Below are 15,057 nucleotides of genomic sequence, written 5' to 3' on the forward strand. Positions count from 1 at the left end.
CGATTCGTCGCAGGCCGGGACAAACCCTAGAACAATCCGAGGAAAACCGCGTGCCGGTTTTCTCCCGCATTTGCCTCAAGGCAAATACCGCGCCAGCGATTCCACCAAAAGCAGAAGCGCACCAGGAGAGTTGATGCCCCAGGAGGCAATGGCGATCAGCACGATGCCCAGCACCAGCGCCCAGGCGATCACCGTGCAGCCGCAGGACATCAGCATGAGCGTGGAAATGCGGCCTTCGCGCCGCGCATCGAGCGCATCGTTGGCGAGCATGAACGGCCCGGCGCAAGCGGTCGTGGCCAGCGAGCGCAGGATGTACGCCGGCGACACATAAGGCTCGGCAAAGGCAAGCCGGCGGCCCGCCGCCAGTACCATCACGGACCCAGCGAGCCCGCAGGCGGTGAGCCCGACGGCAAAAGCGAAGAGAACGGGTAGCAGCAGGCTCATCTTTACCTTCCGTTTACCATGAAATCGCACAGTCGCGTCCAGCGCAGCAAGAGCCATGCCGCGGCATGTGTGCCGCCCAGGGACAGAGGGCGGCGACTATGGGGATTGCGATGAAGCAGGCAGCGACCGCAGAAGAGTTCAACGTCGTCGATTCCGTGCTGATGAAGCGGGTGTTCTATGCTTTTGCCGCACTGGCGCTGCTGTCGCTGGCGATCAGCCTTGGCGGAAAATGGTTCGGCCGCTCGATCGCCATGGCCGGCTACACCGACGACATCACGGTCCACAGGGTAGTGATCGGCAACAATGTCATTGCCGTGCCGGCCAACGCCATCCGCTTCCTGCAGGCGCGGCGCGACGGCATCGCTTCGCGCCTCGACCTCTATCTGCGCTATCCCCAGATGGACGGCTACAGCGAAGCCGCCCGCGACGATTTCAACCACACGGGGGCCGCCAAAAACATCATCTTCCTGTCGTTTGAACCGCAGATGATGTCGCGCGACATGAGCGGCCGTTTCGCGCCGATCTATAGCGCGCTCATCAGCCAGCCCGGCGCGCCCGGCCCCGGCGGCACGACGATTTACGGTTTTACGGAAAAATCAGGCTATCTCAACGAGGTGCTCGCGGTCGCCGGCCGGGCCGGCAAGGACCCGTTCGTCGCCCGCTGCCTGAGCGGACCGAGCGCTGAGGAATCGCTGGCGCCCTGCGAGCGCGACATCCAGGTCGGCGACAGCCTCAGCCTGACCTACCGCTTTCCCCGGGAGTTGCTGGGCAACTGGCCGGCGCTTGACGCCGCTATCGTCGCCGAGGCCACGCGCGTCCTGAAGACGGGGCGCTAGCCTGCCTCTGTTCGGGCGAAGCGAAGCGGCGCAGAAGTTTACGAACGTTGGCGGGACAGCACCCCCCTCTGTCCTGCCGGACATCTCCCTCGCAAGGGGGGAGATTACGCCCCCATCACTGCTTTCGCCAATTATCGAGGTTGCAGAAGAAGAGCCGAGGAACTGCCGATCTCCCCCCTTGCGGGGAGATGTCCGGCAGGACAGAGGGGGGTGGGAAGGATCGCCGAGGCTTGCTCTTCATCTCCCCACTTCGTTGGAGATAGGCAACTCCGATCCCCAGTTCCGCGATCAGGCCAGATCGATGTCGAGGATCGCCATCGAGAAATTATAGTCGCCGTCGTCCTCGTCCTTGAAGACGATGCCGAGGAACTCGTCGCCGACATAGACCTCGGCCGAATCTTCCTTGCGCGGCCGCGCCTTCACCTCGAGTTTGGGATTCTGGAAGACGCGCTTGAAATAGGCGTCCAGCTTTCTGATTTCGTCCGGCTTCAAAAGTCTTCTCCGATCGTCGGGCTTGCTCGTTGGAACGCGCTTCTGGCACGTCGACAATGGCGATGTAAAGGCAAGCCGGTTGGATAGAACGCGAACCCTGGAGCCGGATGATTTCAGGTCGAATCCAAATCCGCCTCTAAATCAAGGAGGTAGAGCATGATGTCGTCCGAAAACCGCTTCACACTTTTCGGCATCATGCTCCAGAGGCAACGGCGCCGGCAACCGGACTCAGTCCGGCACGCCGGGTGTTGCAAATCAGATGTCGAAGCTGACGACCTGGTCCATCGACTGCGACGGCAAAAGCTGGTCCATCTGCCGCGAAGGCTGGTCGCAGCCGGTCTCGCCGACGACGCGGGCCGGTACGCCGGCAACCGTCTTGTTGTGCGGCACCGGCGACAGCACGACCGAGCCTGCCGCGATCTTCGAGCAATGGCCGATCTCGATATTGCCGAGAATCTTGGCGCCGGCGCCGATCAGTACGCCGTAACGGATCTTGGGGTGGCGGTCGCCGCCGGCCTTGCCCGTGCCGCCCAGCGTCACGCCGTGCAGGATCGACACATCGTCCTCGATCACCGCCGTCTCGCCCACGACGAGGCCGGTGGCGTGGTCGATGAAGATGCCCTTGCCGATGCGGGCGGCCGGGTTGATGTCGGTCTGGAACACCGAGGACGAGCGGCTCTGCAGATAGAGCGCGAAATCCTTGCGGCCCTGATTCCACAGCCAATGTGCCAGCCTGTGCGTCTGGATCGCATGGAAACCTTTGAAATAGAGCACCGGCATGATGAAGCGGTCGCAGGCCGGATCGCGGTCGTAATAGGCCTGGATGTCGACACGCACGATCGACGACCATTCCTTGTCGTCGGCCAGCATCGACTTGAACGTCTGGCGGATGAGGTCGGAGCCGATGTCCTGATGCGCGAGCCGCTCGGCGAGCCGATGGATGACAGCTTCCTCCAGGCTCTCCTGGTTGAGGATGGTCGAATAGAGGAACGCCGCCAGAAGCGGGTCGCGGTTGACCGCTTCCATCGCCTCGTCGCGGACCGAACGCCAGATCGGATCGACCGGCTGGACCATTGTGGGGCGGGAAATGCTGATGCTGTTCATCGACGTCTTGTCCTGCGTCCTGGCCGCTTGCCTATTCTCCGGCGGCACATATAAGCCAGATCATAGCACGATTGAACTCAATTTTCCTTAGTGCTCGGTGAAATGGATTTGGTTCACGGAAATTCAAGCCGCCATGGAAAACGAACCCTTGATCGACGCTCCGCTGAAACGCGCGCTCTCCGCGCTCTATCAAGCTCCGGATCGCCACTATCACAACCTCGCCCATATCGAGGCGTTGCTGGCGCTGGCGGACGAATATCGAGCATCGCTGCATGATTCCGGCGCCGTCGAAGCCGCAATCTGGTTCCACGACGCCATATATGACAGCCGCGCCAAGGACAACGAGGCCAGGAGTGCGGCACTGGCGCAGGACAAACTTGGCGCCCGCACCAATCCGGAGCGCCTCGGCCGCATCGCGGCGATGATCGTCGCCACCGCCACGCATGAACTGCCCAGCCTTCAACCACGGGGCCTCGCCGATGAGAACGCCCTCCGCGACGCAGCGCTTTTCCTCGACATGGACCTGGCGATCCTGGGTGCGTCACCCGGCGCTTTCGACGCCTATGAACAAGCGGTCCGACGCGAATATGGCTGGGTCGAGGAGCCGATGTGGCGCGCCGGCCGCGGCGTGATTCTCAAGACTTTCCTCGCGCGCCAGCATATTTTTCACTCGCAGGAATTCCGCCAGAGGTTCGAGCCCCAGGCCAGGCAAAACATGGCGCGGTCGCTCGAAACGCTCAAACCCTAATCCGGAAAGGTCTCAATGCGCTGCGCATAGGCTTTGAAACCGGCGCGCCGGTAAACCGCTTGCGCGCCAGGGTGATCGAAGGTGTCGGTGTGAAGCCAGACCCTTTGCGGCGCATGCAACCAGACGGCGCGAAGCGCCTGGTCGAGCAGGAATGGCCCAAGCCTGCGGCGGTGGAAGACGGGGATCAGCCCGAAATGAACCAGCTCGACCTCAGGCTGGCCGACGCCGTTGAATTCGCACAGGCCAGCGGCCACGCCCTCGACGCGCAGCACGTGGATATGTGTCGAGGGCAGCGCCAGCAGGCGCTCGAGGTCTTCCGCCGGCATGCGCAGCCGCTGGTCCCATTGCACGGGCTCGCCGACCGCGTGGTAGAGGCTGATATAGTCGGCCACATCAAGTGTTTCACGCGCCACCGTGGCGCCCGATAGCGGGCAGTCGAAAGCCGGCGCCGAATTGGGTTCGCGCATGTCCATATAGGTGACGAGAAGGTCAACCAAAGCGGCACCGCCTCCGGCTGCAAGCCAGACGAAGATCGATCACCTGAAGGCGCCAACGGACTTGGTGGCCGCCCAAACAAAGAACAGGCCGATCACCAACGACAGCCCGTTGAGGATGATACCGACGATGCCGAGGACACGATTGTCGTTTGAACGTCCCAGTGCCATCAAGCCAAAAACCACGCCGGTGATGTGCGCCAGCGGCGCCGCAACGAGAAACACCAGCAGAAAAACCCCGCCGAGGACGTTTTGAGCGGCCAGCGACGCCTCGCCTGGCATCAACGCCAGCGTGACCACCGCCGCAAAATCCATTGCGAACGCCAGCAGGGCCAGGATCACCGAGCGTTTGCCCAAGCTGCTCCGCCCCGCCACGCCGGGCATTGCTATCGTGCTTCTTCCCCATCCGGCCATTACTCGTCCCCGATCAGGTGAAAGCGCCGATCGTCGATGCCATTGCCACAAGCAGCAGGAAGCCAACCGCCAGGGAGCCGCCGTTGAGCAGGATGCCGACGACCCCAAGCACGCGGCTATCGTTCGAACGCACCAGCGCCATCAGCCCGAAAATCAATCCGGCAATATGCGCCAACGGCCCTGCCAGCAGGAAAACCGCCATGAAGAAAGCCGTGGCGATGTTCTGGGCACGCTCGGATGCGTGGGCCGGCAGCGCCACCATTGTGGTCAGCGCTATCACACCGGCACCGAAGGCGAGCAGCGCCAGGATGACGGAACGCTTGCCGAACATGCTTGTCACGACGGCGCCCGGCAGAGCGTCGGCGCTTCTTCCCCATTGAGCCATTGTTTGCCACCCCTCGCCGGCCGCCCAATCCATTTCGCCCGAAAAATCGCTTACCGGTTAAAGCGGATTTTCGGCATAAAACTCCAAAACCCGCTGCTTGAAAATCTTGTCGCCCACAGCCAGCATATGGTCGCGGCCGTCGATGTGAAATGACTTGGCATTCGGCATCAGCGCGGCGAGCTCGTCGGGCGAGCCGCCGATATCGTCTGTCGTCCCGACCGCAATCAGCGTCGGTTGGGCGATGCGCGTCATGTCGTGTTCGCTGAGCAGTTCGCGCGACGTGGCGATGCAGGCAGCCAATGCCCGGCGGTCGCTGCGCGTCTGATCGGCAAAGGCGCGAAAGGAGCGACCGCGCGGATGGCTGGTGGCGGCCGGATCGTCGGCCAGCAGCGCCTCGGCGATCGGATCCCAGTCGCCGACCCCGTCGACCATGCCGATCCCGAGCCCGCCGAAGACCAGCGTCGCCACCTTGTCCGGATCCGACAGCGCCAGGAACGCCGAAATGCGCGCGCCCATCGAATAGCCCATGACATGCGCGCGGCCGATGCCGAGATGGTCGAGCAGGGCCGCCGCGTCCGAAGCCATTTTGGCCGGGGTGTAGTCGGCCTCGTCATAGCTTTTCGACGACGAGCCGTGGCCGCGATTGTCGAAGGCGATGGCGCGATAGCCGGCATCGTTCAGCGTCTTGAACCAGCCGGGCGATACCCAGTTGACATAGTGGCTGGAGGCAAAGCCGTGGATCATCAGCACCGGATCGCCCGCCCCCGACGCCGGCCGGCGGTCGAGGAAGGCGAAGTCGAACCCGTCATGGGAGAAGAATTGCATCGGGAGCGGCTCAGCCGGCGCCGGGCGTGGGCGCGTTGCCGTTGTCCGATGGCGGCATGCCGGGGCCGGACACCGTGCCGACGGCCGGATGGCGCAGCAGATCGCCATGGTCGATGCCGTTTTTGGCGGCGGTGCCGGCCTTGAGCTCCAGCACGAAGCGCACTGGCACACCCGGCGAGATGACTGCATCGGACAATGGAGTGCCGTGCTTGACGGCCCGGACCTTGCCGTCCTGTCCAACAAAGATCAGGTCGAGCGGCATCGGCGTGTTGTGCATCCAGAAGCCGACCTGCTTCTGCATCTCGAAGACGAACAGCATGCCATGATTGTCGGCCATATCCTGGCGATACATCAGGCCGGCCTCGCGTTCCGAGTCGGTGTCGGCGACTTCGATCGAAAAGGATTTATCGCCGCCTTTCGTCGCCACGACCAAGGGTGTCGGATCGACGGGAAGGATCATCGCCTGACCGCCGGCGATCGTCTGCTGGGATGCGGTCGGCTGCCCGGAATAGAAGTAAGCGCCTGCGGCTACCGCAACAATGACGCAGAGCGCGCCCGCTGTCAGCCAGTTCCTGTACGCCATTGGAAATCCTCGACCAAAGACCATGATCCCTAAAAGTGGTCTCAGGTATTCGGATAAGATCGTGGTGAAACCAAGAAAAGAGCCGTCCTGACTTCCTCAGGAAGGCTCGCGTCCTAATGCGCGACCGGCAAGGTGCCCATATCGGGGTGAATCTCGGCAGCCATGAGGCCCTTGTCACCGCGTCCGAAACGCACCAGCACGACCTGTCCGGGCCTGAGCTCGGTGATGCCATAGCGGCGCAGCGTCTCCATATGGACGAAGATATCCTCGGTGCCCTCCCCGCGCGTCAGAAAGCCGAAGCCCTTGGTGCGGTTGAACCACTTAACCAGCGCCCGCTCGAGCCCGCTTTCCGGCGTCACCGCCACATGGGTGCGCTGTTCCTGCATCTCGGCCGGATGGACCGCGGTGGTGGTGTCCATGGACAGCACCCGGAAAGCCTGCAAACCACGGTCGCCATGCTTGACAAGGCACACGACACGCGCGCCCTCCAATGCCGTCTGAAAACCGTCCTTTCGAAGGCAGGTGACATGGAGGAGGATGTCGCCCGAAGAACCGTCATCGGGCAGTATGAAACCGTAGCCCTTGGCCACGTCGAACCATTTGATGGCGCCGGCGATTTCGACAAGGTCGGCGCTATCGCCGCCACTGTCACTCTTCAGGGCGTCGTCAAGGTTCTCATCCCGCCTCGTGAAAGAGGCCTTATCCCCATAAGAACGCCCCCTTTTTTCAAGAAAACCGCAAGTGATTCTTGACATTAGATTAACACCGCCGCTTCCGGGGTGTGCAAGACCTGCCGTGCCTTTTTTCACGGTTGAATACAGGAATAGCTGACTTGTTGTTGCCGGCGTCGCTGCCGACAGCAATGACGATCCATCAGGGCGGTCAACCGGTCGGCAATTTGCAAGGGATTTCGCCGAAATCGGCAACCACTTGTGTCCGGCGCTTTTGTCAGAGCAATCTGATTTTTCGAAAACCGGTGACCACTTTCAGTCGATGCTCGTTGCCCTTCGGCGGGGTGGACCTTATGTTGCCTCGCAACCCAAACATCCCCGAGGAAATCCCATGCGCTACCTCCACACAATGGTCCGTGTCGCCGACGTCGATGTCTCGCTCGATTTCTACTGCAACAAGCTCGGCCTTAAGGAAGTGCGCCGCTACGAAAACGAGCAGGGCCGCTTCACGCTGATCTTCCTCGCCGCCTCCGAGGATGTAGAAAGCGGCACCACTGAGAAGGCGCCGCTGATCGAACTGACCTACAATTGGGACCCGGAGGAGTACAAGGGCGGACGCAATTTCGGCCACCTCGCCTATGAGGTCGACGACATCTACGCCACCTGTCAGCATCTGATGGACAATGGCGTCGTCATCAACCGGCCGCCGCGCGACGGCAACATGGCCTTCGTCAAGTCGCCGGACGGCATCTCCTTCGAACTGCTGCAGAAGGGCCTGGCCAAGCCCAAGGCCGAGCCGTGGGCATCGATGCCGAACACCGGCACCTGGTAGCGATCACGCCATCTTGAGCGAGGCGGCCGCGCCGACAAGCCGGCCGCCTTTGCCATTTCGAGCAACGGCACCTATTTACCTGCCTGTCGCGCCAGCCAAACAAAGCCAGTGCCTCATCCAGGAGAATTCATTTATGCCGACCAGCCGTGCCGATGTCACCACCGCATATGCCAGCCGCTATTTGCAGCAGCTGTGCAAGCACTGGGCGCACAAATTTCCCGTCGAGTTCGATCCAAACCACGGCACCATCGATCTGTCGCTCGGCCGCACGGTTCTCGATGCCGATGCGGCAGCGCTGCATATCACGGGTGTCGACGGATGAAAGTGGATCGCTGGAGCGCATGGAGAGCGTTGTTGCCGATCACATCAAGCGCTTTGCCTTCCGCGAGGAACTGACTTTCGAGTGGAAGCAGGCTCCGGCGACCTGATCTGCTGTCAGCCGCAACGCCGAACGCCGGAAGCTGCCAGCCCCGGGCGACGTTATGGCGTCACTTGGTTGCGACGCCGTCGGAACGACGGATCGATCAGAACTTGTAGTTCAGGCCGATCTTGATCGTATGGGCGTCGATCTTCACCTTTGCGTCGTTGCCCTCGATATCTGTCAAACGGACCTTACCGAAGTCGAAGTACTGGTATTCCAGCTTCGTGGTCCATTTGTCGGCGAAGGCCCATTCGACACCGCCACCGATCGTATAGCCGAAGCGGCCTCCGCTCCTCGATGCGCTGCTGTCCGGGTCGGGCACCCCGTCAAAATCGAAAGTATCGCCATAACTCAATTTGTAGTGAGTCGCCGCCGCGCCGCCCTTGGCGTAGATCAGCAGCCTGTCGGTGGCGTAGCCCAGACGTGCCGTCAGATCGCCATAGACGCCCAGTTTCGCCGATCCGAAATTGTCCGGCTCTTCGACGATAGTCCTGTCGCCGTCGAGGCCGAGATAGCCCAGATCGGCTTCGACGCCATAGACAAATGCTCCGGACTGCCAGTTGTAACCGGCCTGAACGCCGCCGAGGAAGCCGTCGGTATCGACGTCATGGGTCTGACCAAGCTCCTCATGAAGAAGGAATCCGTCTGGTCGACCGCGTCACCGCGTCCCCAGCCATAGCCGGCGTTGATGCCGACATAGCCACCCGACCAAACAAACCCTGCCGGTACGGTCTCAATCACGTCGGCGGCGAACGCCGCGCCGCAAGCCGAAATCAGGAAAGTAGATGCGAGAAGCAGACGTTTCATGAAACTCCCCAATGCGTCGGAAGGAGCATAGCACAGACATGCAGTAGTCATTAAGCTGCCCAGGCCGGATAATCGAAAATTGTTGCAGAAAAACAACTGTTTAGCCGAGACTTAATTAGCATCGCGACCGCAATGCAGATCTAAGCGATTCAAAGCGAACGCGCCATCTCCAGCAGCGCAAGCACCGAGCGCCAGTTGCGCGCGGTGCCGGGCACTTTCAACGTGCGCGGGATGAGATTGCCGAACATCGATTTGCCGAGCCCGTCCGGCGCATTGAGGTAGAGCACGTCGCCCTTGACCTCGAAGCTTTCCGGGCCGGTGCATTTTTCGGCAAGCCTGGCGATCTCGTCCGCCGTCGGCTGGCGCTCCAGCGTGTAGGCATGGAGCTTGGTCGAATCGCCGGCGACCTCCGGATATGGGTTTTCGTTCACCAGCCGTTCGAGCCAGCCGAGATCGCGCACCAGCATGCGCGAGTGAAAGCCCCATTTTTTCTCGAACGCCGTTTCGATCTGTTTCGCCAGCGTGGCGGTGTCGCCCTTCTTGGTCCGGAACACGACATTGCCGCTCTGCACATAACTGGCGACATCGGTGAAGCCTAGCGCCTCGAATAACGCCCGCAACTCCGCCATCTGGACGATGCGGTTGCCGCCGACATTGATGCCGGAAAACAGTGCGACGAAGACAGTGCCGCTCATATGATGAACCCGGCCAGGGTCTCGTTGTCGGTGATGTCCTGATAGTGCACGCCCTCGGCCTCGAAATTCGCCCTCAGCAAATCGAAGTTTCGCCGGTCTTTGGTTTCGATGCCAATAAGCACAGAGCCGAAATTGCGCGCCGATTTCTTCAGATATTCGAAGCGCGCGATGTCGTCGTCGGGACCGAGCAGTTCGAGGAAGTCGCGCAGCGCGCCCGGCCGCTGCGGAAAGCGGATGATAAAATATTTCTTCAGCCCCTCGAAGCGCAGCGCCCGCTCCTTCACGTCGGGCAGCCGCTCGAAATCGAAATTGCCGCCCGACACCACCGCGACGATGGTCTTGCCGCGGATTTCCCTGCGCGAAAAATCCTTCAACGCGTCGATCGCCAAGGCACCGGCCGGCTCCAGCACCACACCTTCGATGTTGAGCATCTCGATCATGGTGGCGCAGAGCCGGTTCTCAGGGATCAGCCGCACCGCCTGAGCGGCGAACTCCTTGAGGTGGCGCAACGGCTCGCGGCCGATCTCGGCCACCGCCGCGCCGTCGACGAAATTGTCGACATTGGCGAGCCGGACGCGCTTGCCGCTGGCGAGGCTCTGATGCAGGCTCGGCGCACCGGCCGGTTCGCAAAAGACGTAGCGCGCGTCACGTTGCTGATCGGCGAAATAGTGCGTCACCCCCGCGGCCAGGCCACCGCCGCCGACCGGCAGCATGATGATGTCGGGCATGCGCGCGCCTGGCATCTGGTCGGCGATCTCATAGGCGACCGTCGCCTGCCCCTCGATAATATCCTTGTGGTCGAAGGGCGGCACCATATGCGCGCCGGAACTTTCGGTGAATTCGAAGGCGGCGCGGTAGCAGTCGTCGAAGAAGTCGCCGACCAGCCTGATCTCGACGAAATCGCCGCCGAACAGCCGCGTCTTGTCGATCTTTTGCTGCGGCGTCGTCACCGGCATGAAGACCACGCCCTTCTTGCCGAAATGGCGGCAGACGAAGGCAAAGCCCTGCGCATGGTTGCCGGCCGAGGCGCAGACGAACAGCTCGGCCTCGTTGCCGGCGGCAAGCGCCTTGCGGAAAAAGTTGAAGGCGCCGCGGATCTTGTAGGAGCGCACCGGCGAAAGATCCTCGCGCTTCAACAGCACCCGAGCCCCCGTCTTCTTCGACAGATAGTTGTTTTCCTGCAGCGGCGTTTCGGGAAAGATCTCGCGGATCGCGGCTGCGGCGGTGGCGACACGGGAGGAGAAACTGTTCATGGCGCCGTCACCTCTGGATCGAATGGTTCGAAGGCGAAGCCTATTGCACAATTCGCCGTTTGCAGCCACCGATGCGGCGCGGCCGCTTTGACGCGCCAGCAGGAAATCCATTGGAGCCATCTTCATGCCTGTTTCGGCTGTCGCCCTGAAGACCGTAGACCTTCCTGAATTCGGCGAACCAACAGTGATGCCGCTAGTTCAGCGGCGGACCTACGAAGCGCGCATCGAGGCTCTGCTGGCGCGCGGCGCCGAGGCCGGGCTCGACGCCTTTGCCGTCTATGGCGACCGCGAGCACGCGGCCAATGTCGCCTATCTCAGTGGTTACGATCCGCGTTTCGAGGAGACGCTGCTGGTCATCGTTCCCGGCAGCCAGCCAAAACTTCTCGTCGGCAATGAGGGTTGGGGCTATGCCGAAATCTGCGACGGGCCTTACGAGCGCGTCCTCTACCAGACCTTCTCGCTGCCGGCGCAGCCACGCGACCGCTCCGCCTCGCTTGCCGACACACTTGCCGCCTGCGGCCTGAAAGCCGGCCAGCAGATCGGCGCCATCGGCTGGAAGCCGTTCGGGCCCGGCGATGGCGGCTTTGGCGAGACGACGCTCGACCTGCCGTCCTTCATCGCCGATACGCTGCGCACACTGGCCGGCGACAGAGGCGCGGTGGTCAACGCCGCCAACCTGTTGATGAACCCATCCGACGGCCTACGCGCCATCAACGAGGCAGACCAATTGGCGTCCTTCGAATTCGCCGCGACCTTTTCCTCGCAGGGCCTGCGCAACGTGCTTGGGAATATCGAGCCCGGCATGAGCGAATTGCAGGCCGCGCGGCTGATGGGGATCAACGGCCTGCCCCTGTGCTGCCACCCGATGCTGTCCGCCGGCAGGCGTGCGCCCTACGGCTTGCCTAGCCCGCGCCTCGACATCATCAAGCGCGGCGATCCCGTCACCATGGCCTATGGCATCCAGGGCTCGCTCAACGCCCGCGCCGGCTTCCTGGTCGAGAGCGCGGCCGAACTGCCGCGCGAGATAAGCGACTATGTCGAACAGCTGGTAGCGCCCTATTTCGCCGCCGTCGTCGACTGGTACGAGACCATCGGCATAGGCGTTGCCGGCGGAGCGCTTTGGAAAGCCGTGCATGACCGCATAGGCGACCCGTTCTTCGGCGTCTCGCTCAATCCCGGCCATCTCGTCCATATCGACGAATGGATGCATTCGCCGGTGTTTTCCGGCTCGGACACCAAGCTGCAATCGGGCATGGCGCTGCAGGTCGACATCATTCCGGCGACCGGAACCAGCTATTTCACCACCAACATCGAAGACGGTATCGCGCTTGCCGATGAGTCCCTGCGCGAGGAGATCGCGGCCCGCTATCCCGAGGCATGGCGCCGCATCGAGGCGCGCCGCGCCTTCATGCGCGACGTGCTGGGCATCAGGCTCAAACCCGAGGTATTGCCCTTCTCCAACATTCCGGCGTTCCTGCCGCCATTCTGGCTTTCGCGCAACAGTGCGATGACCGTGACCCGACGCTGACCACATTTCGGCTGGACACGACTTACTTCTGCCGCACTCTCACTGTCCGGGAGGTGTCGCGGAGGGTAGACGGGCCGAGGGTAGACAGGCCTTTGGGCCTCAAAGTGAATTCTAAGTGAATTCATCTTTCGATTGGAATTTTTGACGTGCGTTCGAAGACAATTTGCATTCTTGCACTTGCCCTGTTGATCGCCGGCTGCGGCGGCCGCAAAACCGAGGAACTGCTCGGCAGCGCCGTCATGTCCACGCCGGTGACCGAAATCTCGGGCAATCACTCGATCTTCATTGCCACCACACGCAAGAAATCCGCCGATCCCAACAAAGTTTTCGACGGCGAACGCTCGGCGACGCTGAACTACGCCCGCGTCACCGTCACCGTTCCCGGCGTCCACCAGACCGGCCAGATCGAGCGCCGCTCGCGCGGCAAGTCGAACGACCCGGCGAAATACTTCATGGCTTCCGAGGTCGTCGGCTACGATGCGCAGCCTCAATTCTCAAGCGCGCTCAACGCCGACATCGCCGCGCGCGGCGGCCGCGTCATGGTCTTCGTGCATGGCTACAACACCGGCTTCGACGACGCGGTCTACCGCCTGACCCAGATCGTCCACGATTCCGGCTATCCCGGCACGCCGGTGCTGTTTTCCTGGGCATCGGGCGCCAGAACCACCGACTATGTCTATGACAAGGAAAGCGCCAGCGCCGCCCGCGATCAGCTGGAGGTGACATTGCGCATGCTGCAGCAGTCCGGCGCGCGGCGCATCGACATCGTCGCCCACTCGCTCGGAACCTGGGTGACCATGGAAACGCTTCGCCAGATGGCCATCACCGGCGACCGCGATCTCGGCGGCAAGCTCGGCGATGTCGTGCTGGCTTCTCCCGACATCGACGTCGACGTCTTCAAGAGCCAGATGCGCCGCTACGGCAAGCCGGACAAGCCGTTCATCCTGCTGCTCTCCGACGACGACCGGGCGCTGCGGCTCTCAGGCCTGATCGCCGGCTCGCGGCCACGCGTCGGCGACTACAAGGATGCCGCCGACCTCGCCGCTTATGGCGTCACGGTGGTCGACCTCTCCAAGGTCAAGGGAGGCGACAGCTTCAACCACACCAAATTCGCCGACAATCCCGAACTGGTGAAGATGATCGGCCAGCGGCTGCGCGAGGATGACGGCTTTGCCAGCGACCAGACGGTGACCGACCGTATCAGCGCGCTCGGACAATAAGGCTGTCGCCTTGCGGCGACCGTCGCCGCGTGAGGTCGCGAATGCCGCTCGGCCCGATCACTTTCAACTGGACCGGGCCGGTCTCTGCCTCTACGACATTGAAATCGGCGCCAATGCGCCAGCGGGAGCCCGCGTGAACGAGCGTTGGAAGACTGTCCTGGTCCTTGCGTTCGCGCTCGCTGCCGCCGGCTGCGCCGGCCCGAACACCCATGACCTGTTGAACGAGACGACGGTTTCGGTGCCTGCCTCCGACATCGCGGCCACCCACGAAATCTTCGTCGCCACCACCCGCAAGCAGGCGACCAAGGACCCACGCCAGGTGTTCGATGGCGATCGCTCGCTGACCACCAGCTACGCCCGCGTCGACGTCACCGTGCCGAAGGTCCACCAGGTCGGCGCCATCGAGCGCGCCAAGGGCTCGGCCAATTCGAACCCGGCCAAGCAATTCACCGCCACCGACGTCGTCCACTATGGCGACGCCTCGCAATTCGCCAAGGCCGTCGGCGCCAACATCACCATGAATGGCGACCGCGCGCTGGTCTTCGTCCACGGCTTCAACAACGGCTTCGACGATGGGGTCTACCGGCTGACGCAGATCGCCCACGACACCGAATATCCGGGTACGCCGATCTTGTTTTCGTGGGCTTCGAGCGGCAAGACCACGGGCTATATCTACGACAAGGACAGCGCCAACGCCGCGCGCGACGACCTCGAAGCGACGCTCAGGATGCTCGCCAAGACAAAGGTCAAGAGCATCGACATCATCGCGCATTCGATGGGAACCTGGGTGACGATGGAAGCGCTGCGCCAGCTCGCCATCACCGGCGACCGCGATCTCGACGGCAAGCTCGGCCGTGTCGTCCTGGCATCGCCCGATATCGATGTCGACGTCTTCAAGAAGCAGATGATCCGCTACGGCAAGCCCGACAGGCCGTTCGTCATCCTGCTTTCCGCCGACGACCGTGCTCTGAGACTGTCCAGCCTGCTATCCGGCGACAAGCCGCGCGTCGGCGACTACGGCAACGCCGCCGACATTGCCAGTTACGGCGTCGTTGTGGCCGACCTCAGCCAGATCAAGGGCGGCGACCGCCTGAACCACGCCAAATTCGCCGACAACCCGTTCCTGGTTCAATTGCTCGGCGACCGTCTGCGCGCTCCAGCCGGCCTGGCATCGGACGAACCCACGCAGGGCCAGATCGACAATCTCGGCCGAGGCCTCGGCAAGGCAGTCGGATCCGTCGCCGAGATCATCATCACCACGCCATTCAAGGTGCTGACCATCGCCACCGGCGGATGAGAGCCAAG

The 15,057-nt window shown here is 62.4% G+C and carries 17 protein-coding genes and 2 pseudogenes; 7 read left to right on the plus strand and 12 right to left on the minus strand.

The annotated features are described in order from the left end of the window. Positions 1–75 precede the first annotated feature (75 nt). Positions 76–444, minus strand: coding sequence for a DUF6949 family protein (locus tag NLY44_RS09005; protein WP_023805265.1), 369 nt, complete (start codon positions 442–444; stop codon positions 76–78). A gap of 110 nt (positions 445–554) precedes the next feature. On the opposite strand from NLY44_RS09005, the gene NLY44_RS09010 reads away from it, so the two are divergent. After that, entirely contained in the window at positions 555–1,280 is a 726-nt protein-coding gene (locus NLY44_RS09010) for a hypothetical protein (RefSeq protein ID WP_023805266.1), read from the plus strand. A gap of 288 nt (positions 1,281–1,568) precedes the next feature. On the opposite strand, the gene NLY44_RS09015 is transcribed toward NLY44_RS09010, so the two are convergent. Both NLY44_RS09015 and cysE read right to left on the minus strand, forming a co-directional pair. Then, positions 1,569–1,772 (minus strand): DUF3126 family protein, encoded by a 204-nt coding sequence (locus NLY44_RS09015; protein ID WP_006200852.1) that lies wholly within the window; start codon positions 1,770–1,772, stop codon positions 1,569–1,571. Positions 1,773–2,027: 255 nt separating this feature from the next. Then, positions 2,028–2,876, minus strand: a complete 849-nt coding sequence (cysE, locus tag NLY44_RS09020; protein ID WP_023667506.1) for a serine O-acetyltransferase — start codon at positions 2,874–2,876, stop codon at positions 2,028–2,030. 133 nt (positions 2,877–3,009) lie between these two features. On the opposite strand from cysE, the gene NLY44_RS09025 reads away from it, so the two are divergent. Then, positions 3,010–3,624 (plus strand): HD domain-containing protein, encoded by a 615-nt coding sequence (locus NLY44_RS09025; RefSeq protein WP_023805267.1) that lies wholly within the window; start codon positions 3,010–3,012, stop codon positions 3,622–3,624. On the opposite strand, the gene NLY44_RS09030 is transcribed toward NLY44_RS09025, so the two are convergent. From NLY44_RS09030 to NLY44_RS09055, 6 genes are all read right to left on the minus strand, one after another. After that, complete coding sequence (locus NLY44_RS09030) at positions 3,621–4,121, minus strand: GNAT family N-acetyltransferase (RefSeq protein WP_023667508.1); 501 nt, start codon at positions 4,119–4,121, stop codon at positions 3,621–3,623. The two genes, NLY44_RS09025 and NLY44_RS09030, sit on opposite strands and share 4 nt — an antisense overlap. 39 nt (positions 4,122–4,160) lie before the next feature. Continuing rightward, the gene (locus tag NLY44_RS09035) at positions 4,161–4,475 is read right to left on the minus strand and encodes a hypothetical protein (protein ID WP_023667509.1); all 315 of its coding nucleotides are present in this window, start codon (positions 4,473–4,475) and stop codon (positions 4,161–4,163) included. Positions 4,476–4,545: 70 nt separating this feature from the next. Next, entirely contained in the window at positions 4,546–4,917 is a 372-nt protein-coding gene (locus NLY44_RS09040; RefSeq protein WP_023695388.1) for a hypothetical protein, read from the minus strand. Between the two features lie 57 nt (positions 4,918–4,974). Next, positions 4,975–5,742 (minus strand): alpha/beta fold hydrolase, encoded by a 768-nt coding sequence (locus NLY44_RS09045; protein ID WP_023805268.1) that lies wholly within the window; start codon positions 5,740–5,742, stop codon positions 4,975–4,977. A 10-nt stretch (positions 5,743–5,752) separates the two neighbouring features. After that, complete coding sequence (locus tag NLY44_RS09050) at positions 5,753–6,325, minus strand: DUF192 domain-containing protein (RefSeq protein WP_023805269.1); 573 nt, start codon at positions 6,323–6,325, stop codon at positions 5,753–5,755. A 113-nt stretch (positions 6,326–6,438) separates the two neighbouring features. After that, the gene (locus NLY44_RS09055) at positions 6,439–7,080 is read right to left on the minus strand and encodes a cold-shock protein (protein ID WP_286457735.1); all 642 of its coding nucleotides are present in this window, start codon (positions 7,078–7,080) and stop codon (positions 6,439–6,441) included. Between the two features lie 307 nt (positions 7,081–7,387). Between NLY44_RS09055 and NLY44_RS09060 the strand changes: the two genes are divergently transcribed. After that, positions 7,388–7,828, plus strand: a complete 441-nt coding sequence (locus tag NLY44_RS09060; RefSeq protein WP_023805270.1) for a VOC family protein — start codon at positions 7,388–7,390, stop codon at positions 7,826–7,828. Positions 7,829–7,961: 133 nt separating this feature from the next. Then, positions 7,962–8,256 (plus strand): annotated as a pseudogene (locus NLY44_RS09065) (DUF2218 domain-containing protein). A gap of 96 nt (positions 8,257–8,352) precedes the next feature. On the opposite strand, the pseudogene NLY44_RS09070 reads toward NLY44_RS09065, so the two are convergent. The 3 genes and pseudogenes from NLY44_RS09070 to ilvA form a co-directional block, all read right to left on the minus strand. Next, a pseudogene (locus NLY44_RS09070) lies at positions 8,353–8,805 on the minus strand (outer membrane protein); the annotation flags it as partial. A gap of 400 nt (positions 8,806–9,205) precedes the next feature. Beyond that, positions 9,206–9,751: a DUF1697 domain-containing protein gene (locus tag NLY44_RS09075; protein ID WP_023805273.1), complete on the minus strand. Its 546-nt coding sequence runs from the start codon at positions 9,749–9,751 to the stop codon at positions 9,206–9,208. Then, positions 9,748–11,004, minus strand: coding sequence for a threonine ammonia-lyase IlvA (ilvA, locus tag NLY44_RS09080; RefSeq protein WP_023805274.1), 1,257 nt, complete (start codon positions 11,002–11,004; stop codon positions 9,748–9,750). The genes NLY44_RS09075 and ilvA overlap by 4 nt, the downstream gene beginning before the upstream one ends. Before the next feature lie 124 nt (positions 11,005–11,128). On the opposite strand from ilvA, the gene NLY44_RS09085 reads away from it, so the two are divergent. The 3 genes from NLY44_RS09085 (at position 11,129) to NLY44_RS09095 (ending at position 15,049) form a co-directional block, all read left to right on the plus strand. Further along, the gene (locus tag NLY44_RS09085; protein WP_023805275.1) at positions 11,129–12,532 is read left to right on the plus strand and encodes an aminopeptidase P family N-terminal domain-containing protein; all 1,404 of its coding nucleotides are present in this window, start codon (positions 11,129–11,131) and stop codon (positions 12,530–12,532) included. Between the two features lie 146 nt (positions 12,533–12,678). Beyond that, on the plus strand, positions 12,679–13,752 hold the full coding sequence (locus tag NLY44_RS09090; protein WP_023805276.1) for an alpha/beta hydrolase: 1,074 nt from the start codon (positions 12,679–12,681) through the stop codon (positions 13,750–13,752). A gap of 133 nt (positions 13,753–13,885) precedes the next feature. After that, complete coding sequence (locus tag NLY44_RS09095; RefSeq protein ID WP_023744838.1) at positions 13,886–15,049, plus strand: alpha/beta hydrolase; 1,164 nt, start codon at positions 13,886–13,888, stop codon at positions 15,047–15,049. Positions 15,050–15,057 lie beyond the last annotated feature (8 nt).

It is taken from the genome of Mesorhizobium sp. C089B, assembly GCF_030323125.1.
GTDB lineage: Bacteria > Pseudomonadota > Alphaproteobacteria > Rhizobiales > Rhizobiaceae > Mesorhizobium.

Coding starts and splice junctions, on each gene's coding strand:
- NLY44_RS09025 (WP_023805267.1), top strand. CDS start 3,010: ATGGAAAACGAACCCTTGATCGACGCTCCGCTGAAACGCGCGCTCTCC.
- NLY44_RS09045 (WP_023805268.1), bottom strand. CDS start 5,742: ATGCAATTCTTCTCCCATGACGGGTTCGACTTCGCCTTCCTCGACCGC.
- NLY44_RS09010 (WP_023805266.1), top strand. CDS start 555: ATGAAGCAGGCAGCGACCGCAGAAGAGTTCAACGTCGTCGATTCCGTG.
- NLY44_RS09050 (WP_023805269.1), bottom strand. CDS start 6,325: ATGGCGTACAGGAACTGGCTGACAGCGGGCGCGCTCTGCGTCATTGTT.
- NLY44_RS09005 (WP_023805265.1), bottom strand. CDS start 444: ATGAGCCTGCTGCTACCCGTTCTCTTCGCTTTTGCCGTCGGGCTCACC.
- NLY44_RS09075 (WP_023805273.1), bottom strand. CDS start 9,751: ATGAGCGGCACTGTCTTCGTCGCACTGTTTTCCGGCATCAATGTCGGC.
- NLY44_RS09055 (WP_286457735.1), bottom strand. CDS start 7,080: ATGTCAAGAATCACTTGCGGTTTTCTTGAAAAAAGGGGGCGTTCTTAT.
- NLY44_RS09040 (WP_023695388.1), bottom strand. CDS start 4,917: ATGGCTCAATGGGGAAGAAGCGCCGACGCTCTGCCGGGCGCCGTCGTG.
- cysE (WP_023667506.1), bottom strand. CDS start 2,876: ATGAACAGCATCAGCATTTCCCGCCCCACAATGGTCCAGCCGGTCGAT.
- ilvA (WP_023805274.1), bottom strand. CDS start 11,004: ATGAACAGTTTCTCCTCCCGTGTCGCCACCGCCGCAGCCGCGATCCGC.
- NLY44_RS09085 (WP_023805275.1), top strand. CDS start 11,129: ATGCCTGTTTCGGCTGTCGCCCTGAAGACCGTAGACCTTCCTGAATTC.
- NLY44_RS09060 (WP_023805270.1), top strand. CDS start 7,388: ATGCGCTACCTCCACACAATGGTCCGTGTCGCCGACGTCGATGTCTCG.